27 protein-coding genes are annotated in these 25,816 nt (G+C 64.4%); 20 read left to right on the forward strand and 7 right to left on the reverse strand.

Annotation, left to right across the window (positions count from 1 at the left end; translation table 11 throughout):
- From FJ936_RS00005 to FJ936_RS00015, 3 genes are all read left to right on the forward strand, one after another.
- Positions 1–783 carry an ATP-binding cassette domain-containing protein gene (locus FJ936_RS00005; RefSeq protein ID WP_015314568.1) on the forward strand — a complete coding sequence of 261 codons (783 nt, stop codon included), beginning with the start codon at positions 1–3 and terminating at the stop codon, positions 781–783.
- Between the two features lie 115 nt (positions 784–898).
- Positions 899–1,894 (forward strand): inositol 2-dehydrogenase, encoded by a 996-nt coding sequence (gene iolG, locus FJ936_RS00010; RefSeq protein ID WP_140791873.1) that lies wholly within the window; start codon positions 899–901, stop codon positions 1,892–1,894.
- 30 nt (positions 1,895–1,924) lie between these two features.
- On the forward strand, positions 1,925–2,719 hold the full coding sequence (locus FJ936_RS00015) for an SDR family oxidoreductase (RefSeq protein WP_141905961.1): 795 nt from the start codon (positions 1,925–1,927) through the stop codon (positions 2,717–2,719).
- A gap of 35 nt (positions 2,720–2,754) precedes the next feature.
- Here FJ936_RS00015 and FJ936_RS00020 read toward each other — a convergent pair whose 3' ends face one another.
- Together FJ936_RS00020 and FJ936_RS00025 are read right to left on the reverse strand one after the other, a co-directional pair.
- A complete protein-coding gene (locus FJ936_RS00020; protein WP_051041323.1) occupies positions 2,755–3,174 on the reverse strand; it encodes a type II toxin-antitoxin system VapC family toxin in 420 nt (139 codons plus the stop codon).
- 2 nt (positions 3,175–3,176) lie between these two features.
- On the reverse strand, positions 3,177–3,422 hold the full coding sequence (locus tag FJ936_RS00025; protein WP_140711829.1) for a type II toxin-antitoxin system VapB family antitoxin: 246 nt from the start codon (positions 3,420–3,422) through the stop codon (positions 3,177–3,179).
- Between the two features lie 265 nt (positions 3,423–3,687).
- Here FJ936_RS00025 and FJ936_RS00030 point away from each other — a divergent pair, with 265 nt between their 5' ends.
- From FJ936_RS00030 to FJ936_RS00040, 3 genes are all read left to right on the forward strand, one after another.
- A complete protein-coding gene (locus FJ936_RS00030) occupies positions 3,688–4,779 on the forward strand; it encodes a 3-deoxy-7-phosphoheptulonate synthase (protein WP_140791871.1) in 1,092 nt (363 codons plus the stop codon).
- Positions 4,780–4,895: 116 nt separating this feature from the next.
- Positions 4,896–5,261, forward strand: coding sequence for a metalloregulator ArsR/SmtB family transcription factor (locus tag FJ936_RS00035; RefSeq protein ID WP_140615371.1), 366 nt, complete (start codon positions 4,896–4,898; stop codon positions 5,259–5,261).
- Positions 5,239–5,754, forward strand: a complete 516-nt coding sequence (locus tag FJ936_RS00040) for an SRPBCC family protein (RefSeq protein WP_140824246.1) — start codon at positions 5,239–5,241, stop codon at positions 5,752–5,754. The genes FJ936_RS00035 and FJ936_RS00040 overlap by 23 nt, the downstream gene beginning before the upstream one ends.
- Positions 5,755–5,796: 42 nt before the next feature.
- Here FJ936_RS00040 and FJ936_RS00045 read toward each other — a convergent pair whose 3' ends face one another.
- Positions 5,797–6,432: a LysE family translocator gene (locus FJ936_RS00045; RefSeq protein WP_015314560.1), complete on the reverse strand. Its 636-nt coding sequence runs from the start codon at positions 6,430–6,432 to the stop codon at positions 5,797–5,799.
- Positions 6,433–6,560: 128 nt separating this feature from the next.
- Between FJ936_RS00045 and FJ936_RS00050 the strand changes: the two genes are divergently transcribed.
- Positions 6,561–7,259 carry a YafY family protein gene (locus tag FJ936_RS00050; protein ID WP_140791867.1) on the forward strand — a complete coding sequence of 233 codons (699 nt, stop codon included), beginning with the start codon at positions 6,561–6,563 and terminating at the stop codon, positions 7,257–7,259.
- Positions 7,260–7,279: 20 nt separating this feature from the next.
- Here the strand turns inward: FJ936_RS00050 and FJ936_RS00055 are convergent, their stop codons facing one another.
- Positions 7,280–8,389 (reverse strand): Gfo/Idh/MocA family oxidoreductase, encoded by a 1,110-nt coding sequence (locus FJ936_RS00055; RefSeq protein ID WP_140791866.1) that lies wholly within the window; start codon positions 8,387–8,389, stop codon positions 7,280–7,282.
- Positions 8,390–8,538: 149 nt separating this feature from the next.
- Between FJ936_RS00055 and FJ936_RS00060 the strand changes: the two genes are divergently transcribed.
- The 11 genes from FJ936_RS00060 to FJ936_RS00110 all read left to right on the forward strand — a co-directional run bounded on the left by FJ936_RS00060 (position 8,539) and on the right by FJ936_RS00110 (position 19,392).
- The gene (locus tag FJ936_RS00060) at positions 8,539–9,384 is read left to right on the forward strand and encodes a MurR/RpiR family transcriptional regulator (RefSeq protein ID WP_015314557.1); all 846 of its coding nucleotides are present in this window, start codon (positions 8,539–8,541) and stop codon (positions 9,382–9,384) included.
- A 157-nt stretch (positions 9,385–9,541) separates the two neighbouring features.
- Positions 9,542–11,476: a 5-dehydro-2-deoxygluconokinase gene (gene iolC, locus FJ936_RS00065; protein ID WP_140791864.1), complete on the forward strand. Its 1,935-nt coding sequence runs from the start codon at positions 9,542–9,544 to the stop codon at positions 11,474–11,476.
- Positions 11,477–11,514: 38 nt separating this feature from the next.
- Positions 11,515–13,365, forward strand: coding sequence for a 3D-(3,5/4)-trihydroxycyclohexane-1,2-dione acylhydrolase (decyclizing) (gene iolD / locus FJ936_RS00070; RefSeq protein ID WP_140791863.1), 1,851 nt, complete (start codon positions 11,515–11,517; stop codon positions 13,363–13,365).
- A gap of 107 nt (positions 13,366–13,472) precedes the next feature.
- Complete coding sequence (gene iolE, locus FJ936_RS00075) at positions 13,473–14,390, forward strand: myo-inosose-2 dehydratase (RefSeq protein ID WP_140791861.1); 918 nt, start codon at positions 13,473–13,475, stop codon at positions 14,388–14,390.
- Positions 14,391–14,430: 40 nt separating this feature from the next.
- Positions 14,431–14,643: a DUF3329 domain-containing protein gene (locus FJ936_RS00080; RefSeq protein ID WP_015314553.1), complete on the forward strand. Its 213-nt coding sequence runs from the start codon at positions 14,431–14,433 to the stop codon at positions 14,641–14,643.
- A 174-nt stretch (positions 14,644–14,817) separates the two neighbouring features.
- Complete coding sequence (iolB, locus tag FJ936_RS00085; RefSeq protein WP_140791859.1) at positions 14,818–15,630, forward strand: 5-deoxy-glucuronate isomerase; 813 nt, start codon at positions 14,818–14,820, stop codon at positions 15,628–15,630.
- A gap of 152 nt (positions 15,631–15,782) precedes the next feature.
- The gene (locus FJ936_RS00090; RefSeq protein WP_141905962.1) at positions 15,783–16,490 is read left to right on the forward strand and encodes a DUF1045 domain-containing protein; all 708 of its coding nucleotides are present in this window, start codon (positions 15,783–15,785) and stop codon (positions 16,488–16,490) included.
- A gap of 36 nt (positions 16,491–16,526) precedes the next feature.
- Positions 16,527–17,666, forward strand: coding sequence for an alpha-D-ribose 1-methylphosphonate 5-triphosphate diphosphatase (locus FJ936_RS00095; RefSeq protein ID WP_141905963.1), 1,140 nt, complete (start codon positions 16,527–16,529; stop codon positions 17,664–17,666).
- Positions 17,663–18,292 (forward strand): phosphonate metabolism protein/1,5-bisphosphokinase (PRPP-forming) PhnN, encoded by a 630-nt coding sequence (gene phnN, locus FJ936_RS00100; RefSeq protein ID WP_181763077.1) that lies wholly within the window; start codon positions 17,663–17,665, stop codon positions 18,290–18,292. Before FJ936_RS00095 ends, phnN begins: the two co-directional genes overlap by 4 nt.
- A gap of 132 nt (positions 18,293–18,424) precedes the next feature.
- The gene (locus FJ936_RS00105) at positions 18,425–19,180 is read left to right on the forward strand and encodes a COG4280 domain-containing protein (RefSeq protein ID WP_141905964.1); all 756 of its coding nucleotides are present in this window, start codon (positions 18,425–18,427) and stop codon (positions 19,178–19,180) included.
- Positions 19,177–19,392 carry a hypothetical protein gene (locus FJ936_RS00110; RefSeq protein ID WP_140615349.1) on the forward strand — a complete coding sequence of 72 codons (216 nt, stop codon included), beginning with the start codon at positions 19,177–19,179 and terminating at the stop codon, positions 19,390–19,392. Before FJ936_RS00105 ends, FJ936_RS00110 begins: the two co-directional genes overlap by 4 nt.
- Positions 19,393–19,493: 101 nt before the next feature.
- On the opposite strand, the gene FJ936_RS00115 is transcribed toward FJ936_RS00110, so the two are convergent.
- From FJ936_RS00115 to FJ936_RS00125, 3 genes are all read right to left on the reverse strand, one after another.
- A complete protein-coding gene (locus FJ936_RS00115; RefSeq protein WP_015314546.1) occupies positions 19,494–20,489 on the reverse strand; it encodes an ABC transporter permease in 996 nt (331 codons plus the stop codon).
- 12 nt (positions 20,490–20,501) lie between these two features.
- A complete protein-coding gene (locus tag FJ936_RS00120; protein ID WP_015314545.1) occupies positions 20,502–22,046 on the reverse strand; it encodes a sugar ABC transporter ATP-binding protein in 1,545 nt (514 codons plus the stop codon).
- A gap of 120 nt (positions 22,047–22,166) precedes the next feature.
- Positions 22,167–23,129, reverse strand: a complete 963-nt coding sequence (locus FJ936_RS00125; RefSeq protein ID WP_141905965.1) for a sugar-binding protein — start codon at positions 23,127–23,129, stop codon at positions 22,167–22,169.
- 617 nt (positions 23,130–23,746) lie between these two features.
- Between FJ936_RS00125 and FJ936_RS00130 the strand changes: the two genes are divergently transcribed.
- Together FJ936_RS00130 and FJ936_RS00135 are read left to right on the forward strand one after the other, a co-directional pair.
- Complete coding sequence (locus FJ936_RS00130; protein WP_181763078.1) at positions 23,747–24,871, forward strand: LacI family DNA-binding transcriptional regulator; 1,125 nt, start codon at positions 23,747–23,749, stop codon at positions 24,869–24,871.
- Positions 24,872–24,983: 112 nt separating this feature from the next.
- Positions 24,984–25,784: a class I SAM-dependent methyltransferase gene (locus FJ936_RS00135; protein ID WP_141905966.1), complete on the forward strand. Its 801-nt coding sequence runs from the start codon at positions 24,984–24,986 to the stop codon at positions 25,782–25,784.
- The last annotated feature ends 32 nt before the right edge of the window (positions 25,785–25,816 follow it).

Consider the following 25,816-nt stretch of genomic DNA (forward strand, 5'->3'; position numbering starts at 1 on the left):
ATGCCAGATATCTCCACGACAGACATCGTCCTGAAGACCGAGAACCTGACCAAGCGCTATGGCGGCGTGCATGCGCTTGAAGGCGCCAATTTCGAGCTGCGCAAGGGCGAGCATGTCGCCATCATGGGTGACAACGGCGCCGGCAAGTCGACCTTCGTGCGCCAGATCACCGCCGTCGAGCAGCGGACCAGCGGCCAAGTCTGGTTCGATGGCAAGGAAGTGAATTTCGCCGGTCCGATCGAGGCCCGCGAGGCAGGCATCGAGACGGTGTTCCAGAACCTGGCGCTGGCCGACGACCTCGACGTGCCGTCGAACCTGTTCCTCGGCCGTGAAAAGGTGCTGTTCAATCTCGGGCCATTTTCGATCCTCGACCGCAAATACATGCGCAAGGCAACCGAGGCGGCGCTGGTCCGCACCGCGGTCAAGATCCCCAACCTCTCCAACACTATCCGCCATATGTCGGGCGGCCAGCGGCAGTGCGTGGCGATCGCCAGGACGGCGACCTTTGCCTCCAAGCTGATCATCATGGACGAGCCCACGGCGGCCCTCGGCGTGCAGGAGACGGCGCAGGTCGAAAACATCATCCGCACGCTGAAGGACAATGGCGAGCCGCTGATCCTGATCAGCCACAACATGCGCCAGGTGTTCGACCTTTGCGACCGCATCGTGGTGTTCCGGCGCGGCCGCATCGTCGCCAATCTGCGCAAGGAAAATACCGACGGCCAGGACATCGTATCCTATATCACCGGCGCCAAGACCGGCGAGGCGGAACTCGCGGCCTAAGGGCCGGGCTCGGAGGCGATGGTCATCGCCTTCCCGTCGATTTGTCTTGACCGTAAAATCATTCAGCGCCCATGACCGGCGCCCCGCTTCGAACCATCCCCAGAGGAAAATATCCATGACTGTTCGCTTCGCCCTCCTTGGTGCCGGCCGCATCGGCAAGGTCCACGCCCGCGCCGTGGGTTCCAACCCCCAGGCAAAACTGGTCGCCGTGGCCGATGCCTTCGAGAAGGCGGCGAGCGAATTGGCTGTTGCCTATGGCGCCGAGGTGCGCAGCATCGACGAAATCGAGAAGTCCAAGGACATCGACGCGGTCGTCATCTGCACGCCGACCGACACCCATGCCGATTTGATCGAGCGCTTCGCCAAAGCCGGCAAGGCGATCTTCTGCGAGAAGCCGATCGACCTCGACGTCAAGCGGGTCGAGCAGTGCCTGGCCGTTGTCGACAAGGCCAAGGCGACGCTGATGGTTGGCTTCAATAGGCGTTTCGACCCGCATTTCGCCGCCGTGCGCAAGGCGATCGACGATGGCGCCATCGGCACGGTGGAGATGGTCACCATCACCTCGCGCGACCCCGGCGCTCCGCCGCTCGATTATATCAAGCGCTCGGGTGGCATTTTCCGCGACATGACCATCCATGATTTCGACATGGCGCGCTTCCTGCTCGGCGAGGAGCCTGTCGCGGTCAGCGCGCACGCCTCGGTGCTGGTCGACAAGAAAATCGGCGAAGCCGGCGATTTCGACTCGGTCAGCGTCATCCTCGAAACGGCTTCGGGCAAGCAGGCAGTCATCTCCAATTCGCGCCGCGCCACCTATGGCTACGACCAGCGCATCGAGGTGCACGGCTCGAAGGGCATGGTGGCGGCCGAGAACCAGCGGCCGGTGTCGATCGAGCTCGCCAACGAGAAGGGCTATACGCGCCCGCCGCTGCACGACTTCTTCATGACCCGCTACCTCGACGCTTATGCCCTCGAGATCGCCGCCTTCATCGCGGCGGCGACATCAGGCAAGAAGGCGGCGCCGAGCGGCGCTGATGGCCTCGTGGCGCTGAAGCTGGCCGATGCGGCGCTGAAGTCGGCGACCACGGGCAAGACCATTCGTCTCGACAAGTAAGAACCGGACCCAACGCACAGGAGCAGAGCGATGAGCGCATCCGCCGATCGCAATTCGAATACACGCGCCATCGTCACCGGCGGTGCGCAAGGCATGGGATTCGCGGTCGCCGAAGCGCTGGCCGACGAAGGCTGCCGGGCGCTGGCGCTCATCGGCCGCTCGCAGGAGAAGGGCGACAAGGCTGTTGCTCATTTCAGGAAATCAGGCGTCGACGCCATCTTCATCAGCGCCGATGTCTCCAAGGTTGCCGACTGCAAGCGCGCGGTCGCCACCGCGCTCTCGCATTTCGGTACGATCAACGCCCTGGTCAACGCCGCCGCCACCTCGGCGCGCGGCTCGCTGGTCGAGACCTCAGAAGAGCTGTTCGACCAGATCTTCGACACCAATGTGCGCGGCCCGTTTTTTCTGATGCAGGGCGTGGTGGCGCATCTCTTGGAGAAAAAGGCGCCCGGATCGATCGTCAACGTGCTGTCGATGTCGGCGCATACCGGGCAGTCCTTCCTGACGCCCTATTCGACCAGCAAGGGCGCGCTGATGACGCTGACCAAGAACGTCGCCAACGCTTATCGCTTCAACCGCATCCGCTGCAACGCCGTGCTGCCCGGCTGGATGGACACCGAGGGCGAGGACATCGTGCAGAAGAAATGGCACGATGCGCCCGACGACTGGCTGGCGAAGGCCGAAGCCGCGCAGCCGATGGGCCAGTTGGTCAAGCCGGACCAGCTCGCACGGCTGATCAGCTACATGGTCAGCCCGCAATCGGGCGTCATGACCGGATCGCTGGTCGACTACGATCAGAGTGTCGCCGGGTCGTCGCCGGAGTAGGTTCATGCGAGCGATCTGCGTGGCGCACCTTGAATCTATCCTATGTCTGTCTTTTTGAAATCCTGACCGGTGTAGAGCAAAGCCAAATTATATGCCTTGCAACAGGCGTAGGAAAAGCAATCGCCCATATTGAGCTGCGCCGGCGAATCGACACCCTTGCCGTAACTGCGTGCGGCTTCGATGGCGAGCCGCCCGACTTCGGCCGAAATGAGGACCTCGCCGATTCCCAAATCCTGCACGAAACGGTCCACGGCCGCATTCGCCTTTGCGACTGCCGCCGGTTGGATGGGTGAAGGCAGGGGGGTCTTTGAACGCGCCAAGGCCATTGCGGTCTCGAAACGAACGATCGCCGAAATGAAGAAAGGCCCGCCATGGGCGTCCATCCGGGCGGCGAGTTCTCCTGCCGTGGGCTCCGGACGCAACAGAGCGACGACCGCCGAAGCGTCAATGAACAAGCTCATAGCCCCTCTGAAAGCTCGTCCGAATAGGCTCTCATATCGAAGTCAGGATTATCCGCTCCGATTTCGCCAGCCATTCTGACTGCCTCCGCCAAGCGTTCCGATACAGTTTGGACACTGCGGGCGCGCTCAATTTCATGCGTCAGGGCCCGGCGAACCGCCTCGGCTTTGCTCGGCGCCTTTGTGAGGCGCTGCACCTCAAGTACCAGCCGGTCGACTTCCCGGTCCTTCACATAAAGCGGCATTGGAGCATATCCTCTTTAGAATATCCAACATATACCTTCTTACATATTCAAACAAGACGCCAATCAGGTGCGTGACATTCAACGCGAGTTCAGCTATAGCCCACGCATGATCAACCTGACCGCCACGTATTGGTACTTTAGGAGCTCGCTGGCGGCGGGAGGATTGCGCTCGATCTGAAGATTGCAGCAACAAGATCCGAACAGCCGCCAGACCTGGCGGCTTTTTTGTTTCAGCCGGCAGGTTCCCAAACAGGAGCAGAAAGCCGTGTTGACCACCACAGACGACCTCCGGGTCAAGGAACTGAGACTGCTGAGCACGCCGGACGAGGTGATGCGCGAGATACCGCGCTCACTCACGGCGACACGCACCGTTGCCGCCTCGCGCAACGCCATTCACTCCATCCTCACCGGGGCCGACGATCGGCTTGTTGTCATCGTGGGCCCTTGTTCCATCCACGATCCGGTCGCGGCCGTTGATTATGCCAGCCGTCTGGCGGCGCTGCGCGAGGTCCTGGCCGACCGGCTCGAGATCGTCATGCGCGTCTATTTCGAGAAGCCGCGCACCACGGTCGGCTGGAAAGGCCTGATCAACGATCCCGACCTCGACGGCAGCTTCAACATCGACAAGGGGCTGCGGATGGCACGCAACGTGCTTTCCGCCGTCAACAATCTCGGCCTGCCGGCGGCGACCGAATTCCTCGACATGACGACGCCGCAATACATTGCCGACCTCGTCGCCTGGGGCGCCATTGGCGCGCGCACGACCGAGAGCCAGATCCATCGCGAGCTGGCCTCGGGTCTCTCCTGCCCGGTCGGCTTCAAGAACGGCACCGACGGCAATCTCAGGATCGCCGGCGAGGCGGTGAAGTCGGCCGCCCAGCCGCATCATTTCATGGCGGTGACCAAAGGCGGACGCAGCGCCATCGCGGCGACCACCGGCAATGAGGATTGCCATGTCATCCTGCGTGGTGGCGTTCAGCCCAACTACGACGCGGCAAGCGTCGAGGCCGCCTCCGTCGAACTCGTCCGCATCGGTATCGCCCCCCGTCTGATGATCGACGTCAGCCATGCCAACTCAGCCAAGAAGCCGGAGAACCAGCCCAAGGTCGCGGCCGATGTCGCGGGCCAAGTGGCGGCTGGCGACGAGCGCATCATCGGCGTCATGATCGAGAGCAATCTCGTCGCCGGCCGGCAGGATGTCGTGCCCGGCAAGCCACTGGTCTACGGCCAGAGCATCACCGATGGCTGCATCGACTGGGCGACCACGGAGACGGTGCTGCACGGGCTCGCGGGCGCCGTGGAATGGCGCCGGTCGGCGCGCCGCAACTTGCTGGACAGCCGGCAAGGCGCCGCCTGATCTGGGGGAGCATAAGGGCGGCGCTTCCAGTTTCAGTCCAGGACCATGCCGCTCCTAGGCCCCGCAGCGCTCACCTCCTTGCATGTCACCGATCCGCGTGTTACATACTGAACCAAATGGTTCAGTATTCTCCTGCCCGCCTGGATGCCTCGTTCGCCGCGCTTTCGGACGCCACCCGACGCGGCGTTCTGGAGCAGCTCGGCCGTGCGGATGCTTCGATCACGGACTTGGCCCAGAAATTCCATATGACCCTCACGGGCATGAAGAAGCATGTCGGCGTTCTGGAGCAGGCAGGCCTCGTCACGACGCGGAAGGTCGGGCGCGTGCGGACCTGCAAGCTCGGCCTGCGCCGCCTGGAGGAGGAGACGGCATGGATCGAGAGATACCGCCAGCTCTGGGCCGCACGCTTCGACGAGCTGGACAAGGTTGTCGAGGAAATGAAACGGAAGGAGGAAGCCGATGGACGAAACAAGAGCGAATGAGCCCACCCCCATGCAGAACCGCACGACGGTGGAACGGAAGTCCGACCGCGAGCTGGTCGTCACGCGAAGCTTCGACGCGCCGGCCCGCATCGTGTTCGAGGCCTGGACAAAGCCCGAGCTGTTCAAGCAGTGGTGGACGCCGAAATCGATGGGCATGTTCCTGCGTTCCTGCGAGATGGATGTTCGTGTGGGAGGCGGGTACCGCTTGGTGTTCGGGCATGATGACTCGCACCCCGCCGAGTTCTTCGGCAGGTATCTCGAAGTGACACCGCCCTCGCGCCTCGTCTGGACCAATGACGAAGGTGGTGACGGTGGACCCGTGACCACAGTGACCTTCGAGGAAAAAGGCGGCAAGACGCTGCTGGTCATGCACGAGGTCTATCCCTCGAAGGAGGCCCTCGACGCCGCCGGTACCGGGGCGGCGGATGCGATGGCCGAGACGTTCGGGCAGTTGGACGAGCTTCTCGCCACGCTGCGGCACGGCGCCGCCTGATCCGGCAGGCGCCAGAAGGCGGCGGTTCGGTTCAGCCCGAGACTACGCCGCCCTCAGCCCTTCCCATGCGGTGAACACGGAGACCGCGAAGAGCAGCAGCCCGGCCGCCCGGCCGGCAAGGATGGTCACCCGTGGATTGGCGATCAGAAGCTTGCGGCTGCGGCCGGCCGATATTGCGAGCCCGCCATAGACCGCGGCCTGCGTCAGCATGGTCAGCAGGCCCATGATCGTCGCCTGCATCCAGATCGGGCCGTAGTCCGGTTTCAGGAACTGCGGATAGACGGCGAGCACGAAGAGGTAGGCCTTCGGGTTGATCAGGCAGGTCACCAAGCCCTGGCGAAACGCCTTCCATGCCGAGCGGCTGCCGGCGGGGCTCTCGTTGCCGACGGTGATGGAGCTGCGCATCAGCGTGATGCCGATGAAGGCCATGTAGGCGGCGCCCGCTAACAGCAGCGGCTTGAACAGGATCGGCAAGAAATGCATCAGCAGGCCGACGCCGATAGCGCCGTTCAGCGTGTGCACCATGCCGCCGACCATGATGCCGCCGGTCGCGGCAAGACCCCTGTCGCGGCCGCCGGTCAACGCATTGGCAAGCACGAACAGCATGTCCATGCCTGGAACGGCGATGATGCCGAACAGGAGGATAAAGAACAGCCAGAGATTTTCAGCATAGCCCATGTCAGTTGCCTGTTGTCCCGCTCGGCCAGCCTCGGCGGAACCTGTTGATTTTCAAATCGATAGGCAGTCCTATAGGCAGGCCCAACTGACGATGGTGTGTCAGTTGTGATCGGTACCAGGTCAGAAAAATGCGCAAGGCCTCGCGCCTGTTCGAGATCATCCAGATCCTGCGGCTGGCGCGGCAGCCGGTGACGGCGGCAATGATCGCCGGGCAACTGGAAGTGACGATCCGCTCGATCTATCGCGACATCGCGGCGCTGCAGGCGATGCGCGTGCCGATCGAGGGCGGGCGTGGCATCGGCTACATCCTGCGCCCCGGCTTCGACTTGCCGCCGCTGATGTTTTCGATCGAGGAAATGGAGGCGATCGTCCTGTCGCTGGCGCTGCTGGAGCGCACGGGCGACGACGAGCTCAAGCAGGCGGCCAAGCGCGTCGGCGCCAAGATCGCCGGCGCGGTGCCGCCGCCCTTGCGCCAGACGCTCGACGCCAATGCGCTGCACGCCTGGGGCTTCGCCGCGCCCTCCGCAGGTGCGATCGACCTGGCGCTGGTGCGCCGCGCCATACGCGACGAGGAGAAGCTCGAGCTCTCCTACCGCGACGAGCTCGGCCGCGCTTCCGAGCGCCTCATCCGCCCGATCGCTCTGATCTATTACGCCGAGACCGCCAACATCGTCGCCTGGTGCGAGCTGCGCCAGGCGATCCGCAATTTCCGCAGCGACCGCATCGAGGATTGCCAGCCGACCGGCCTAGGCTTCAAGGGCGAAGGCGATCGTTTGCGGCAGGTCTGGGTCAATGGGTGGGAAGTCGATGCAGCGGCCGCCGGCTAAAGCGACCAGCGCAGCGAATCCTACCTTACATCCACCCAGCGCTTCTCCTCGAAGGAGCGCGCCATGGCGTGCACGGTGCGCTCGATCTCCAGTCCTTCGGCGAACTCGATGAGCCGGGCCGGCTTGCCGGCAAGCCGTGTCAGCAATTCATGGCATTCGATGATCTTGAGGTCGTTGAAGCCGAGGCTGTGGCCGGGCGCCGGCACGAAGAGGTCATAGGGTCTGTGCTGCGGCGCCACCAGAATGGTGCGGTAGCCCTGTTCGGTGGGTCGGTCGGACGTCAGGTAGAGCTGGAATTCGTTCATCCGCTCCTGGTCGAACAGGATCGATCCCTTGGACCCGAAGATCTGGATGGCGATGCGGCCCTTGCGGCCCCAGGCCGAGCGGTTGACCTGCAGCGTGCCGGCAATGCCGTTCTCCAGATGCATGAGCACGCTGGCAATGTCGTGGGTCTCCACCGCGCGCCGGCCGCCTGAAGCCAGCTTGCGGTCGGCATAGGGCTTGGCCATGTCGCAGATGACGCTGCCGACGCGGCCGAACAGCGCCGAGACCAGCGACAGCGGATGCACGGCGAAATCGTCGAGCGCGCCATAGCCGGAAGTCGCCTCGTGCTTCCAGAAGAACAGCGCCTCGGGATCGGCCATGAAATCCTCGTCCATTTCGATGCGCAGATGGTTGACCTCGCCGATGATCTTCTCGTCGAGCAGCGCGCCGATGTGACGGATGGCCGGGCTCTGGATGTAGTTGTAGCCAAGCGCGGCGACCTTGCCTGATTTCTCCGCCGCGGCCGCCATCGCCTCGGCTTCGGCAAAGCTCGGCGCCATCGGTTTTTCGCACCACAGATGCTTGCCGGCTTCGAGGACAGCGATGGCCATTTCCGGATGGAACTGGTTCGGCGTTGTCAGCGACACGATATCGACCTCCGGGTCGTTGACGACGGCGCGCCAGTCGCCGGTGGCCTTGGCGAAGCCGAACTCGCCTGCCTTGCGCATGGCGAGCTCCTCATTGACCTCGCCCAGATGGACGAGCCGTGGCTTGGCCGCATCGGGGAAGACGGCCCCGACGGCGCTCCACGCGATGGCGTGGCATTTGCCCATGAAACCCGTGCCGATAAGACCGACGCCAACCATCTTTCGTTCCTCCGCTGCCATAGCTGAGTGGATGAATTAGGCCATTTTTTCCAGGAATGGAATGTCTGCCTCATTTTTTATGGCGTTCTTGCGCAGGCTCGCTATGATGGGGCAGAGAGGGTGTCCAGACAGGCTTGGGCAGAGGGACGATGGACGAACAGGTACCTCGCGACTTCGAGACGCTGCGTGCCACGATTCTGGACCGGCGCGAGAGCCTGCCCAAGCGCATCGCCCAGATCGCCGCCTACGCGCTCGACAATCCCGACGACATCGCCTTTGGTACCGCCGCCAGCATCGCCGCTTCGGCCGGCGTGCAGCCCTCGACCCTGATCCGTTTTGCCCAGCAACTCGGCTTCGACGGTTTTACCAGCCTGCAGCAGGTGTTCCGCGAGCGGCTGCGCGAGCGCAACTCTTCCTATGACGAGCGGCTGCAGGCGCTGCGCGCCAAGGCCGAGGGCGGTGCCGGCCACCGGGCGATCTTCGACGGCTTCATCGCCGCCGCCAGCACCTCCCTCAACGACATTTCCCGCACGCTGGACGATGCGCATCTGGAAGACGCGATTTCGCTGCTGGCGAAGGCGCAGACCATCTATGTCTTGGCCAAGCGACGCTCCTATCCAGTGGCTTCCTACATCGCCTATGCGCTCGGCAAGCTGAAGATCCGCAACCAGCTGATCGAATCGGCCGCCGGCCTGAATGCCGAGATGGTCGGCTTCGCCACACCGGCGGACGCCGTCATCGCCATCAGCTTCTCGCCCTACGCGCCGGCCACGATCGAGGAGGCGCGCGCCATTTCCGAGCAGGGCGTGCCGATCGTCGCCATCACCGACAGCTCGTTCTCGCCGCTCGCCCAGTTCGCCAGGGTCTGGTTCGAGGTTGCCGAGGCGGATTTCGCCGGCTTCCGCTCGCTGTCGGCGACAATGGCGCTGGCCATGGCGCTGACCGTCGGCGTCGGCGAGAAGCGGCGCGACGCGAGCCGTAAGCGCAAGGCTTGATCAGGCGTCCCATCAAGGCAATTTTGCCTAGGGAATGCTCATTCCATATTGACTATGGATTGGAATTATTATTTCATATTGCCGGCGCCACGCAGCCGCTCGCGCGTGTTACCCAAAACAATGTTGTCCATGACGACAAGACCGACGGGAGGTTCCAATGAGCGAAGCCGTGGACGCAAGACAGGCGCCGCTCGATGTCATCACCATCGGCCGCGCGTCCGTCGACCTCTATGGCCAGCAGATCGGCTCGCGGCTGGAGGACATCACCTCCTTCGCCAAGTCTGTCGGCGGCTGCCCGGCCAATATTTCGGTCGGTACGGCAAGGCTCGGGCTGCGCTCGGCTCTGCTGACGCGCGTCGGCGACGAGCAGATGGGCCGCTTCATCCGCGAGCAGCTGAAACGCGAAGGCGTCAACACCGACGGTCTGAAGACCGACAAGGAGCGGTTGACCGCTCTGGTTCTGCTTTCGGTCGAGAGCGAAGGCGTTTCGCCGATGATTTTCTACCGATCCGACTGTGCCGACATGGCGCTGGCCGAAGAGGACATCGATGAGGCGTTTATTGCCTCGGCCCGTTCGATCGTCGTCACCGGCACGCATTTTTCCCGCCCCAATAGCGATGCCGCCCAGCGCAAGGCGATCCGCATCATGAAGGCCAGGGGTGGCAAGGTCGTGTTCGATATCGACTATCGCCCGAATTTGTGGGGCCTTGCCGGCCACGCCGAAGGCTTTGAGCGCTATGTCAAGTCCGACCGCGTCTCGGCCCAGTTGAAGACGGTGCTGCCCGATTGCGACCTCATCGTCGGCACCGAGGAAGAGATCATGATCGCGTCCGGCGCCGACGACTGCCTGAGCGCGCTGAAGACGATCCGCTCCCTGTCCTCGGCCACCATCGTCCTGAAGCGCGGCGCCATGGGCTGCATCGTCTATGACGGACCGATCAGCGACGATCTCGAGGACGGCGTCGTCGGCAAGGGTTTCCCGATCGAGATCTACAATGTGCTCGGCGCCGGTGACGCCTTCATGTCCGGTCTGCTGCGCGGCTGGCTCGGTGGCGAAAGCCTTGCCACGGCGGCGACCTGGGCCAATGCCTGCGGCGCCTTCGCCGTGTCGCGGCTGCTCTGCGCGCCGGAATATCCGACCTTCGAGGAGCTGCGGTTCTTCCTCGAGAACGGCAGCAAGCATCGCGCGCTGCGCAAGGACGAGGCGATCAACCATATCCATTGGGCGACGACACGCCGGCGCGACATCCCCTCGCTGATGGCGCTCGCCTGCGACCACCGTGTGCAGCTCGAGGATGTGGCGGCCAAGACCGGGGCCGATCCGGCGCGCATCCGCGATTTCAAGGTGCTGGCGGTCAAGGCAGCGGCCAAGGTCGCGGCCGGCCGCGACGGCTATGGCATGCTGATCGACGAGAAACATGGCCGCGAGGCGATGTTCGAATTCGCTCGCCACCCCTTTGCCTGGCTCGGACGCCCGGTGGAACTGCCGGGCTCGCGGCCGCTGCGCTTCGAATTCTTGCAGGACATCGGCTCGCAGCTTACCGAATGGCCTGTCGACCACTGCATCAAGTGCCTGTGCTTCTATCATCCCGACGATCCGTCGGAACTGAGGGAAGAACAGCAGCAGAAGCTGCGCGCGCTGTTCGAGGCCGCGCGCAAGGTTGGCCGCGAACTTCTCATCGAGATCATCGCCGGCAAGCACGGCAAGCTCGACGACACGACGATCCCGCGCGCGCTGGAGGAACTCTATGCGCTCGGCATCAAGCCGGACTGGTGGAAGCTCGAACCGCAGGCGTCGAGCGGCGCCTGGGCCAAGATCGAGGCGGTGATCCTGAAGCACGATCCCTGGTGCCGGGGCATTGTGCTGCTTGGCCTGGAGGCGCCGCAGGACGAGTTGGAGGCCGCTTTTGCCGCCACGGCCAACGCGCCCATCGTCAAGGGCTTTGCCGTCGGGCGCACCATCTTCGTCCACGCAGCCGAACAATGGCTGGCCGGCAGGATGTCGGACGACGAGGCTGTCGCCGACATGGCGTCGCGCTTCGAACAGTTGACCGAAGCGTGGCTTGCCGCGCGCGGCCGCAAGGCGGCATAACAAGGCGCAACGGCGTAGGGACTGCGGAGGAAAACACCATGAGCAAGACAATCCGCCTGACGATGGCGCAGGCGCTGACCCGCTTCCTGTCCCGCCAGATGACCGAGATCGACGGGAGAAAAATGCCGATCTTCGGCGGCGTCTGGGCGATCTTCGGCCATGGCAATGTCGCCGGCATCGGCGAGGCGCTCTACCAGGTGCGCGACGAGTTGCCGACCTTCCGCGCCCACAACGAGCAGGCGATGGCGCATGCGGCGATCGCCTATGGCAAGGCCAATTTCCGCCGCCGTTTCATGGCCGCGACCTCTTCGATCGGCCCTGGCGCGATGAACATGGTGACGGCGGCGGCCCTCGCCCACGTAAACAGGTTGCCCGTCCTGTTTTTGCCGGGCGACGTCTTTGCCAACCGCATTCCCGATCCCGTGCTGCAGCAGGCCGAGGATTTTTCCGACGGCACGGCGACGGTCAACGACTGCTTCCGCCCGGTGTCGCGCTATTTCGACCGCATCACCCGGCCGGAGCAGATCATCCCGGCGCTGAGCCGCGCCATGCAGGTGCTGACCGATCCGGCCGAATGCGGCCCGGTGACTTTGTCGCTTTGCCAGGACGTGCAGGCCGAGGCCTATGACTATCCCGAGAGCTTCTTTGCCGAGCGGCTGTGGCGCCAGCGCCGGCCGCGTCCGGACCGTGACGAACTGGCGGCGGCCGTGGCGGCGCTCAAGGGAGCCAGGAAGCCGCTGATCATCGCCGGCGGCGGCGTGCTCTACTCCCAGGCTTCCGACGAACTGGCCAAGTTCGCCCAAGCCGCCGGCATTCCGGTCTGCGAAACGCAAGGCGGCAAGTCCTCGCTGCCGGACGATCACCAACTCAACATGGCAGCGGTCGGTGTTACCGGCACTTCGGCCGCCAACCGGCTGGCGGAAGAGGCCGACGTCGTGCTCGCCATCGGCACGCGGCTGCAGGATTTCACCACCGGCTCGTGGGCGCTGTTCAAGAATTCCGGCAAGACCATCATCGGGCTCAACGTGCAGCCCTTCGATGCCGGCAAGCACCGGGCGCTGCCGCTGGTCGCGGATGCCTGGGAAGGGCTGGCCGAGTTGGCAACCGCGCTGCAAGGCTGGAAGGCGCCCGCCGCCTGGACCGACAATGCGGCCGCCGGCAAGAAGGCCTGGCAGGCCGACGTGGCCAAGGTGACGGCATCGACCAACACTGCTTTCCCCTCGGATGCGCAGGTGATCGGCGCCGTGCAGCGCGCCATGGGCTCAGGCGTGACGCTGCTGCATGCGGCAGGCGGACTTCCCGGCGAACTGCACAAGCTCTGGCAGGCCGGTGCGCCGGGCTCCTACCACGCCGAATATGGCTTCTCGACCATGGGTTACGAGATCGCCGGCGGGCTCGGCACCAAGATGGCCAAGCCCGACGAGGAGGTCGTCGTCATGATCGGCGACGGCTCCTACTTGATGCTCAACTCCGAGATCGCCACCTCGGTGATGCTCGGCCTGAAGCTGACCGTGGTGCTGCTCGATAATAGGGGTTTTGGCTGCATCAACCGGCTGCAGATGGCGACCGGCGGCGCCAACTTCAACAATCTCTTGCAGGACTCGCGCCATGAAATCCTGCCTGACATCGACTTTGCCGCGCATGCGGCGAGCATGGGCGCGATATCAGAGAAAGTGCCGTCGGTTGCCGAGCTGGAAAACGCGCTGCAAAAAGCCAAGAAGAACGACCGCACCACCGTGCTGGTCATCGACACCGATCCGCTGGTTTCGACCGATGCCGGTGGCCATTGGTGGGACGTGGCGGTGCCCGAGGTTTCGGCGCGGCCTCAAGTGAACGCCGCGCGCAAGGCCTATGACGAGAAGCGGCGGATGCAGAGCGTCGGCGATTGACGCCAGCTCCCTTCTCCCCCTCACGATACGGGGAGAAGGTGCCGGCAGGCGGATGAGGGGCGGCGCTAGCGCCAAAAAATTGAACTGTCTAATCCCGGAGTGACGACTTGAAAGCCAAATTGGGCATGTCCCCCATCGCGTGGTGGAACGACGATCTTGCCGAACTGAGCGATGACGTGTCGCTGGAGGAATGTCTGCGCCAGTCGCGCTCTGCCGGCTTCACCGGCATGGAGATGGGCCGGCGCTTTCCCAACGACCCCGCCATCATGCTGCCGATCCTGAAGGCCGCCGACGTGACGCTGTGCGGCGGCTGGTTCTCGGGCACGCTGGTCGATGAGGAGATGGCTGCCAACAAGGACCGCGTCCAGCCGATGATCGACCTGTTCAAAGCGGTCGACGCGCCCTGCATCGTCTATGGAGAGGTCGGCCGCTCGATCCAGGGCGACCGTTCCAAGCCGCTCGCCACCAAGCCGAAGCTTACTGGCGACGAAATGAAGGCCTACGCGCGGCGCCTGACCGAATTCGGCGAATGGTGCGCCGAGCAAGGCATGCCGCTGTCCTATCACCATCACATGGCGGCTGTGGTCGAGACCGAGCCGGAGCTCGATGCCTTCATGCGCCATTCCGGCGAAGGCATCCCACTGCTGCTCGATGCCGGACACCTCGCCTTTGCCGGCGGCGACGTGCTGCGCGCCATCGACAACCACCACAAGCGCATCAGCCACGTCCATGTGAAGGACGTGCGCATGGGCGTGATCGAGAAGCTCGACCGTACGAGGCAGTCCTTCCTCGATGCCGTGGCGCTCGGCGCCTTCACCGTGCCGGGCGACGGTTCCCTCGATTTCGGCGCCATCGTGCAGCGCTTCGCCGACCACGGCTATGAAGGCTGGTTCGTGGTCGAGGCCGAGCAGGACCCGAAGAAGAACCCGCCGCTGAAGATGGCGCAGGTTGGCCACAAGGAGCTGATGCGGGTGATGACATCAGCCGGCTACACGGTGGAGACGCAAGGGTTTCCGAATGCCTGATCGGGTTCTCGCCAGGCCGGGCTTGCTGTAGGCTGGCCAGATGAAAGATTCCGAGCACCCCTTCTTCCGGCCATTGTGGCGGCGTGTCGCCGTCGTCGCGGTCTGCCTCATCTGGTCGGTCATCGAGTTCGCCACCGGCACGCCGTTCTGGGGCGTCATCGCGCTCGGCTTTGCCGGCTACGGCGCCTGGCAATTTTTTTATCTTTATAAGCCGGCCGACGAGACGAAGCCTCCGGCCGATCCGAAGGAATAGGCGGTCCATGGCGCGAGCAGTTTTGTGGATTGGATACTGCGAGCGTAACGGATCGCACACGTCGGCGATTGGCCGAAACGCCCCTCGCTTCGTCATCCTGGGGCGGAGCAAGGAGCTTCGCTCCTGCTCCGCCCCAGGATGACGAAGTTGGAAGGCTAGGATAGGAGAGACAAAATGTCGAAACTGCTCGTCAAAGCCGACAAGGGCCATGGCCGCGTCGCCCATGTGACGCCGAAAAGCGCCGGCTGGACCTATGTCGGTTTCGACCTGCATCGGCTGAAGCCGGGCGAAAGCGCCTCGGGAAAGACGGAAGACCGCGAAGTCTGCCTGGTGTTCGTGACCGGCAAGGGTACCGCGAAAGCCGGCGGCAAGGATCTCGGCCTGCTCGGCGAGCGCATGTCGCCCTTCGATGGCAAGCCGTGGTCGGTCTACGTGCCGCAGGGATCGGACTGGTCGGTGACGGCCGATACCGAGCTGGAACTTGGCGTCTGCTCGGCGCCCGGTCTTGGCGGTGGCCTGCCGGTCCGGGTGATCGGACCGGACGATCTCGGCCAGGAGGTGCGCGGCAAGGGCACCAATACGCGTTACGTCACCAACATCCTGCCGGAAGGCCAGCCGGCCGACTCGTTGCTGGTCGTCGAGGTCATCACGCCCGGCGGTCACACGTCGAGCTACCCGCCGCACAAGCACGACCAGGACAATCTGCCTGCCGAATCCTATCTCGAGGAAACCTACTACCATCGCCTCAACCCGCCGCAGGGCTTTGCCTTCCAGCGCGTCTACACCGATGCCGACAAAAGCGGACATCGCGCGCTGGACGAAGCCATGGCGATCGAGGACGGCGATGTGGTGCTGGTGCCCAAGGGCTATCACCCCTGTGCCGCCTGCCACGGCTATGACCTCTATTATCTCAATGTGATGGCCGGACCGAAGCGGACCTGGAAATTCCACAATGCGCCCGAGCACGAATGGTTGATGAAGGCCTGACCGTCTCGCGTTTCCGGCCGAACTTATTGGTCCAGCTGGGAAAAATCGTCGGCTAAGGACCCTAGGGGTCGATTTGCCTTCTAAAACCCGTCAAAGCTTCGTCAATCCGTCATGGAAATCACCTATGGCAACGGTTCTGACGAGGACTTCCCATGCGTTATGCCATTTATTTCACCCCCCGGCAGGACGAGCCGCTGGCGCGCATCGCCGCCGACTGGCTAGGCCGCGATCCCTTCGGTGCCGCGACCAGGCCGGTTGAGGCCGTTGCCGATCTGTCGGCAGCGGAAGTGGCCTTCCACACGGCCTCGGCACGCCGCTATGGCTTTCACGCGACGCTGAAGGCGCCCTTCCATCTGGCTGCCACGGAGACCGAGACCTCGCTGCGCGCGGCGCTGGATCATTTTGCCGAGGTTACGCCTGTCGTCACGATCCCGCGCCTTATCGTCAGCCAGATCGACAGCTTCTTCGCGCTGGTGCCGGAAGGGCCGCTGCCGCCGCTCAACCGCTTCGCCGACAATGTGGTACGCGATTTCGACCGGTTTCGCGCACCGCTGTCAGAGGCCGAGATCGAGCGGCGCAGCCCGGATTCGCTGAAGCCGGCCGAGTTTCGCAATCTCTGCCAATGGGGCTATCCCTATGTCTTCGAGACCTTCCGCTTCCACATGACCCTGTCCGGCCGGGCCGGCCCACAGGAAAGCCCTCGCCTGCGCGCCGCCATCGACAGCCTTTTCGCCGATGTGTTGCGCCAGCCCGTGCTGGTGGATGCGCTGACATTGTTCGTCGAACCCGAACCCGGCGCGCCATTCATGGTGCTTTCCCAGCACGCGCTCGGACGCCGCCCGGCCCGGAAAATCGCCTGAACGAAACCCGACTGCAAGAACCAAGGACTACCCGCAATGACCGCCGAAACTGTTCTTTCCAACGCCCGCATCGTTCTTGCCGACGAGATCGTCGAAGGCTCACTGGTGCTGCGCGACGGCTTGATCGCCGGCATCGATGCCGGTGCTGCCCGGATCGGCGAGGACATGGGCGGCGACTTCATCATTCCAGGGCTGGTCGAACTCCACACCGACCATCTCGAGGGCCATTATGCGCCGCGGCCGAAAGTGCGCTGGAACCCGATCGCCGCGGTGCTCGCCCATGACGCGCAGGTGGCGACCGCCGGCATCACGACCGTGCTAGATGCCTTGCGCGTCGGCATGGACGAGGACGCCGACCTGACATTGGACGACATTCGCAAGCTGGCCGATGCGATCGAGGACAGCGTCGCGCGGGATCGTCTGCGGGCCGATCACTTCCTGCATCTTCGCTGCGAGGTTTCAGCGCCGGATTGCCTCGACGCATTCGCCAATTTCGACGGTGACGAACGGGTCAAGCTGGCGTCGCTGATGGATCACGCGCCCGGCCAGCGCCAGTTCGTCAACCTTGAAACCTACGCCTACTACTACCAGCGCAAGCTGAAACTCTCGGATCGCGACTTCCAGAAATTCTGCGAGAAGCGGATGGGCGAATCGGAACGCAATTCAGGGCCGAACCGCGTCTTCATCGCCGCCGCCTGCCGGGAGCGCGGCATCGTGCTCGCCAGCCATGACGACGCGACGTCGGCTCATGTCGACGAGGCGGTCGAGCAGGGCGTTCGGGTCGCCGAGTTCCCGACCACCGAGGAAGCGGCGCGGGCCTCGAAGGCCGCCGGGCTCGGCGTGCTGATGGGCGCGCCCAATGTCATGCGCGGCGCCTCGCATTCGGGCAATGTCTCGGCTCGCACCTTGGCCAGCGATGGCCTGCTCGACATTCTTTCGTCCGACTACATTCCCTTCAGCCTGATCCAGTCGGCCTTCTTCCTCGGCGACATGGTGGAAGGCATTTCGCTGCCGCAGGCCGTCGCCATGGTTTCGAAGAACCCGGCGCAGGCCGTCGGCCTCGACGACCGCGGCGTCATCGAGCAGGGCCGTCGCGCCGATCTGGTGCGCGTGCGCGTCGACGATCATGTTCCGGTCGTACGCACCGTCTGGCGGCAGGGGCGCCGGGTGGCATGATGGTGTCGGCTTCGATCGAGCGCGAACTGTCTGCCGAAACCTTTCCGATCCGTCACGGCGTCTTTGTCGCTGTCGTGGGCCCCAGCGGTGCCGGCAAGGACACGGTGATCGGCTATGCCAAGGCGCTCTTTGCCGACGAGACGCAGCTGGAGTTCGTGCGCCGCGTCATCACCAGGCCGAGCGATGCGGCGAGCGAGGACCACGATACGCTGGCCGACGCCGCCTTCGCCGAGGCCGATGCCGACGGCGCTTTCGCCGTCTCCTGGGAAGCGCATGGCCTGCGCTATGGCCTGCCGGCCGATGTCGACTGGTCTGTTTCCAATGGACACGTCGCCGTCGCCAACGTGTCGCGCGCGGTCATTCCCATCTTGCGCGAGCGCTATGCCAATCTGGCCGTCGTCGAGATCACCGCTTCGCCCGAGGTGCTGGCCGAGCGGCTGGCGATGCGCGGCCGCGAGTCGCGCGGCGAGGTGCTGGCAAGGCTGGCGCGCAGCGCCAATATGAGCTTGTCCGGCCCTGGTGTCACGTCGATCGACAACAGCGGTCCGCGCGAAGTGGCCGGCGAGCGTTTCGCCGAAGTGCTGCGCAAGGCCATGGCGTTTTCCGACATGTCGGGCCTGATCTGATCCGGACTTGTTTCACCCGCCTGCTTGCGCTGCCGCTGGAAACGCCCCAGGCTGCTGGCCGCATGGGGTGATTCTGGATTACGCTCCGGGGATTCGCCCCAGGAATCAGGGTCGAGCCAGACAGGAAGCTTCATGCAGACACTGACACCCGTCCTCTCGACAATCGCGGCGGCATTTCTCGCCTCGCTGGTCGAGGTCGTCGAAGCTTTCACCATCGTGCTCGCGGTGGGGGTGACGCGCAGCTGGCGCCCGGCATTGACCGGCGCCGCGCTGGCGCTGGCGGTGCTGGCGGCCCTGGTGCTGGCCTTCGGCCCGCTGCTGGCGCTGGTCCCGATCACCACGCTGCAGTTCGTCGTCGGGGTGCTGCTCATCCTGTTTGGCATGCGCTGGCTGCGAAAAGCCATCCTGCGCAGCGTCGGCGTCATTGCCCTGCATGACGAGGAAGCGGCCTTCGCCAAGGAAACCGCGGCCCTGCACCGGCAGGCCGCCGACCGGCGCGCCGACTACCTCGCCGGGCTGGCCTCGTTCAAGGCGGTGCTGCTCGAGGGTGTCGAGGTGGTGTTCATCGTCATTGCCGTCGGCGCAGCGCATGGGCAGACATTTTACGCCAGCACGGGTGCGCTGGCGGCTTTCATCCTGGTGATGCTTGTCGGCCTGGCCGTCCACCGGCCGCTGGCGCGCGTGCCCGAGAATGCGCTCAAATTCGTGGTCGGGCTGATGCTGACCAGCTTTGGCATCTTCTGGACCGGCGAAGGCATCGGCGCCCATTGGCCGGGCGCCGATCTTGCCTTGCTCGCCATCTTCGCCATCGTCGCGCTGGCGTCCTTCGCCATGGTGCGCTGGCTGCGCGGCATCCTTCCAACGGCAGCCGGAGGGCTCGCCCGATGAACGTCCTTCGTCTCGTTGCCAGGGAGGTCTTCGGCATGTTCGTCGATGACGGCAATCTGGCGCTGCTGTCGCTGGTCCTGGTGGCCGCCGTTACCGCGGCGGTGAAGTTGCTCGCGCTGCCGCCGCTGCTTGGCGGTGGGCTGTTGCTGGTCGGCTGCCTTGCCATCCTGTTGCAAAGCGTTCGCCGCGCCGCACGCCAGAGCGGCAGGTAATTTCAGCCAAGGCCGCACGGCGGATCACCAGAGGGTGGCCGCGAAAGGCACGCCACCCCGTCAGCGCCCAGCACCGGTAAGCTATTTCTGCCGGGACTGACCTATTCCGCGGCGGCGCCGACCGCGCCCTTGCGGGCGGCATCGACCATCCGCCGGCGCGCCCGGAACACACCCCATTGCTGGTCGACCAGCACGCCGATGAGGATGACGCCACCCATCACCGCGAAGTTGAGGGAGGAGGGAATGCCGAGCAGGTTGACGAGGTTCTGCAGTTCCTGCAGCAGCACCGTGCCGAGGATGACGCCGATCAGCGAGCCCTCGCCGCCGCGCAGAGAGAAGCCGCCGAGCACCGCGGCCGCAATGGCGTAGAGCTCGTAGAACTGGCCGTGGCTGGCCGGCGAGATCGAGCGCGTGTACATGGCGAAATAGATCGCCGACAGGGCGGTGAGCACGCCGCAGATGACGTAAGCCGCCATGACGACGCGGCCGGTGCGAATGCCGGAATATTTTGCCGCTTCCTCGTTCTTGCCGATGGCGTAGAGATAGCGCCCGAACACCGAGCGGTGCAGCACCACCCACATGACGATGGCGATGACGATCAGCGCGAAGAAGGAGTTCGGCACGCCCCAGGAGCGGCCGGCGGTCAGGAATTCGAGATCGGGAAAATTCTGCCCGAAGGCGAAACCGGCGGTGCCGTCGGCGGTGTAGAAGCGCGCGACGCCGCGATAGATCAAAAGCCCGCACAAGGTGACGACGAAGGGCTGCAGCTTGAGCCGCGTGATCAGCCAGCCATGCGCCAGGCCGATGATGGCGCCGAGCACCAGGATGAGCACGAAGGCAACAGGCCATCCCATGCCGCGCACGGCGATGAAGTCGATGAACAGCGTGCCCAGCAACGCGACAACGGAGCCGACGGACAGTTCGATGCCGCCGGTGATGATGACGAACGCCTGGCCGATGGAGAGGATGCCGAACAGGCCGATCAGGTTCGAGGTGTTGGCGAGGTTGATCGGCAAGAGGAAGCGCGGATTGATGATGGCGACGATCGCCCCGACCACCAGGATCAGGATCAGCAGGCCGAGATCTTTCTTTGTCATCGTCGTCTCCGCTTACGGCCTGTTCGCCGGTTTGCCCACCGCGAGCAAAAGCACGTTTTCCTGGCTGAACTGATCCTTGTCGAGAATGCCCGAGATCTGGCCCTCATGCATGACGGCGATGCGATCGGAGACGCCGATCACCTCTTCCATGTCGGAAGAGATCATCAGCACGGCGACGCCGGCGTCGGCCAATGCCCGCATCAGCCCGTAGATCTCGGCCTTGGCGCCGATATCGATGCCGCGCGTCGGCTCGTCGAGGATCATCACCTTCGGGTTCATGGCCAGCCATTTGCCGAGCACGACCTTCTGCTGGTTGCCGCCCGACAGCGTGCCGGTGCGCGTCTGCACCGAGGGCGCCTTGATGCCGAGGTTTTTCTTCTGCTTCTCGGCGGTGGCGGTCTCGGCGCTTGCGGAGACCAGCGAGCGCCTGGCATGCGCCGGCAGATTGGGGAGTGAAATATTCTGCGCGATCGATAGGTCGAGCAGGATGCCGGTCAGCTTGCGGTCTTCCGGCACAAGGAAGATGCCTTGCGCGACTGCGTCCGCCGCGCTGGCCAGCGTTAACGGCTTGCCGTTGAGCTCCAGCGTGCCGCCAAGGCTGGCTTCGATGCCGAAGAACACCCGCGCCAGTTCGGTTCGGCCGGAGCCGACAAGGCCGGCAAGGCCGAGGATTTCGCCGCGCCTGACGTCGAGATCGACCGGCCGGCTGGGATAGGTGGGGGTGCGGACGGCCTTGGCCGCAAGCGCAACGGCGCCGGGGGCACGCGCCGCCTCGGAGGCTTTCTCGCGCTCCTTCAGCATGCGGCCGATCATCAGCTTGACCATCTGGTCGTGATTGATGTCGCGCTTGCCGAGCGTCCCGGCCAGCATGCCGTCGCGCAGCACCACGACGCGGTCGGCGACGCGCTCGATCTCGTGCAGGCGGTGCGAGATGAAGATGACGCTGATGCCGTCGGCCTTCAGTGCCTTGATGACGTCGAGCAGCTTGTCGGTCTCGGCCAGCGGCAGGCTCGATGTCGGCTCGTCGAGGATCACCAGCCTCGCCTTGATCGACAGCGCCTTGGCGATCTCGACCATCTGCTGCTGCGCCAGCGACAGATCCGCGACCTGCGTGTCGGCGGAGAAGTTGGCGCCGACGCGCTTCAGCAGCGGCGCCACCATGTCGCGCAGTTTCGCGCGGTCGACCAGTCTCAGCGGTCCGGCGCGCAGCGGCTCGCGGCCGAAGAAGATGTTGGCGGCGACGTCGAGGTTTTCGAAGAGGTTGAGTTCCTGGTGGACGAAGGCGATGCCCGAACCCAGACTCCCCTCCACGCTCAGGCCTTTGTGGGCGGCGCCGTCGACCGTGATGGCACCGCTATCGGGCGTGGTGACGCCGCCGAGGATCTTCATCAGCGTCGATTTGCCGGCGCCATTCTCGCCGACCAGGCCGATGACCTCGCCCGGCCTGACCTCCATGGAAAACCCGTCGAGCGCCACGACGCCCGGATAGGTCTTGCGCACGTTCTCGAGGCTGAGAAACGGGGTGGTCGCCGCGATGGATGTGTCGGAATAATTCATCATGCCTGACAGCAGCCGGTGGGCCGAAATGCCCATTCTGCAGACTGACGACCCCGGCAGGGTTCGTCAATGCGAACAGCCGGCTCAAGCGAAGTTGAGCCGGCTGAACTGCTTCTGGTCTTAGTTTCCAGCCATCGCCTTGAGATTGGCGGCGTAAGCGTCGACGTCATCTTTGCCGATGATCTTGGTCGGGATGATGATCAAATTGCCGGCCGGGATGCCCGACTTGTCACCCTTGAGATAGGCGGCCATCAGCTTCATGCCCTGATAGGCCCATTCGAAGGGCTGCTGCACGACGGTGGCGGCAATGGTGCCTTCCTTGACGCCGCCCAGCGTGATCGAATCGTCGTCGAAGCCGACGACGGTGATCGAGCCAAGCTTGCCGGCATCGCGCAGCGCTTCATAGATGCGTGGCGTGTTGTAGGAGTAGAAGCCGACCATGCAGGTGACGTCGGGGCTGGCGACCAGCGCGTCCTCGACATTCTTCTTGGCACGAGCCTGGTCAATGTCGTCGCCGCGTACGTCGACGAGTTCGATCTTGGTGCCGGCGAGGCCGTCCTTCATGCCCTGGATGCGCTCCTTGGCATTGTCGGCGCCGAGCAAACCGACGAAGCCCAGGCACTTGCCGCCGTCCGGCATCGCCTTCTTGGCGATTTCGGCCGCCTGCTTGCCGGCGTCGACATTGGACGAGCCGATATAGGCGACACGCTTGGTCTGCGGGGCGTCGCTATCGGTGGTGAACAGCGCCGTTTGCGAAGCGATCTTGTTCAGGCCATCCGTCGAGGTCTTGGGATCGACGGCCGAGACCATGATGCCCTTGACGCCGGCGGTCACCAGGTCGTCCATCAGCCGCTGCTGGATGGCGACCGAGGATTGTTCGGGATATTTGAGTTCGAGCGTGTAGTCGGGCAGTTCGCCCTGCGCCTTCTTGACGCCGGCTTCGGCCGCTTTCCAGAAGTCGGAAGCGCCGTTGACGACGAAGGCCAGCGTCGGCTTGTCGTCGGCGCGCGCGATTGCCGTCGCCGTCAGGCCGACAGCCAGGGCCGCGGCGGCCACGGATGCATTGCGTATCAAGGATTTCATGTTCAACCTCCCGTTTTGGTCAGTCGTAGGGCTGACCGGACTTGCTCACTGGATTGTCTTGCACACTAAATTTGTCTTGCTCACCTGAATTGCCGTCTGCGGCGTGGACGCCCTCCTCCTCAAGGGGTTCCCGGCAGTGAAAGAATGGCGTCGTTACCAGCCACGGCCACGGACTTTAGAGACTCATTCCTCGTTCGTAAATAGTCCGATTTGTCTGACATATCACATATCTGAGACATGGTTTGCGGAAGTCATATCCGCCCCCCATCGGGCCATTCACAGACACTTCCATCGCAGCCGGACCAATGGGGGCCGGAGGCGATGGATTGACGGTATAGCGCATCATTGTATTAGTAAACACTATTAGCAAACGACCGTTCCGGTGGCGCTCTGGTGTCACGGCCGAATCGGTTTGCCGACGCGGGGATGGCTGATCCCACGCAGTCCGGGGGCTTTGCGACCTCTGGCTTTTGCGGGGGCTCGAGCCTGTATGGCGGGAATGGCCTAAGGATGATAATAGTTATTAGTTCGGTCGATGCGCATGTGAATCGGAAGCGTCGCCTCATCTTGTCGGCCCGGCGGGCTACAGCTAGACAGGCTGGGAATTTGGGGGCGGCATGAGCGAGACGACGGACCAGGCCATCAGGAAGCGCCGCAAGGCGGCGGCAAAGCCCAAGGGCCGCGTCACCATGACCGACATCGCACGCGCCGCCGGCTGCTCGCAGGCGACGGTTTCCTTCGTGCTCAACAATTCACCTGGCATTCGCCTGTCCCGGCAGACTCGGGAGCGGGTGATCGAGGCGGCGCGCGCGCTTGGCTACAGCGCCCCCGCCTTCTCCGCGCTGAAGCCCGTTGCGGCTTTCGAGGGGGCTTTTGATGGCCCCGCCTTCGACGGACTCGACGGCGTGATCGGCTTCGCCGTCGACCAGCTCGCCACCAGCCCGGAAGCCGTGGTCGCCATCGAGGGCGCGCGCCAGGCCTCGTGGAATGCTGGCAACGTGCTTCTGGTGGCGCAGACCATGGGAGACGCCGTGATGGAGTCGCGCGCCATTTCGGCGCTGACCAGGCGCGGCATTTCGGCATTGATCTACATGACCATCTTCACCCGCGAAATCACGGCGCCCGACTTCCTCTACGGCCTCGACATTCCGGTCATTCTGCTCAACTGCTACACGGCGGACTATGCATTCCCCGCCGTGGTGCCCTCCGAAATCGCCGGCGGCCAGAGCTCGGCGCGACACCTGATCAGCCACGGCCACCGCCGCATCGCCACCATCACGGGCGAACCCTGGATGCAGGCAGCACAGGACCGGCTGAAAGGCTACCGCCGCGCGCTCGCCACCGCCGACATCCCCTTCGACCCCGAACTGGTGGTCGAGGGCGACTGGTCGGCCAGCGCCGGCTACGCCGCGACAGTGAAGCTCTTGGCCCTGAAGGACCGCCCGACCGCCATCTTCTGCCAGAACGACCGCACCGCGATCGGCTGCTACGAAGCCCTGAAGGAAGCCGGCCTGCACATTCCCGCCGACATCTCGGTCGTTGGCTATGACGACGAGGAAATCGCCCGGCATTTGTTCCCGCCGCTGACGACGTCGATCCTTCCGCACATGGCCATGGGCCAATGGGCGATCGAGCAGCTGGAAGCGCCTGCGATAGTGGGGCGGGGGCGATATCCAATCACCAAGCTGGAATGCCCGCTGGTGGAGCGCGAGAGCGTGGCGGCATTCAAGGGTGTCGCATAAAGAGCCGGACTTTTCCTCCCGCACTCGGAGGCAGGCGTCCGCCGTGCGCTCCCCTGCCTTGGCTTCATCCTGATAGAGGTCTAGCCTGCGCCCGCAGCCAAGGGAGGCGCATATGACGTCGAGTTTCACCGTTCATGACGCGTCCGGCTATGAGCAACTCATGGGCCGCTGGAGCCGAAAGCTCGCGCCCAGCTTCATCGGTTTCGCCGGGTTCGCCCCTGGCGAAAAGATCCTCGACGTCGGCTGCGGCACCGGCAGCCTGACGTTCGAACTGGCGAAATCCGCCGACCTCGCGGCGATCGCGGCCATCGACTTTTCGCCTGTTTTCGTCGAGGCCGCAAAGCGACGCAACACCGATCCGCGCATCGAGATATCGCAGGCCGACGCCACCGCCTTGCCGTTCGCCGACCATGCGTTCGACCGCGCGCTGGCGCTGCTGGTGCTTCACTTCGTGCCGGAAGCCGGCAAGGCGGTTGCCGAAATGCGCCGGGTGACGCGGCCGGGCGGCGTGGTCGCGGCCGTGGTGTGGGACCATCTCGGCGGCATGGCGGGCATGCGCATGATGATCGACACGGTCGCCGCGCTCAGCGAGAGCGGGCGCCAGCTGCGCGGCCGCTATTGCTTCCAGCCGATGATGCAGCCCGGCGAAATGAAGCGGACCTTCATCGAGCAGGGGCTGGCCGACGTGACCGAAACCGAGCTGATGATCCGTATGGATTACCAGGACTTCGCCGATTACTGGACGCCGATTTCAGCCGGCGAGGGCTCGCTCGGCAAATACGTGACAACGCTGCAGGCAGCCGAGCGCGAGCGCACCGAGGCTGCCGTCCGCGATGCCTATCAGGCCGGGCGACCGGACGGCCCGAGGTCGTTCGCCAATGTCGCCTGGGCGTGCAGGGGCGTGGCGCCCTGACCGCCCAGGCGGCGAAGCGCCTTTGAACCGCG

Source organism: Mesorhizobium sp. B2-4-13, from assembly GCF_006658535.1.
Taxonomy (GTDB): domain Bacteria; phylum Pseudomonadota; class Alphaproteobacteria; order Rhizobiales; family Rhizobiaceae; genus Mesorhizobium; species Mesorhizobium australicum.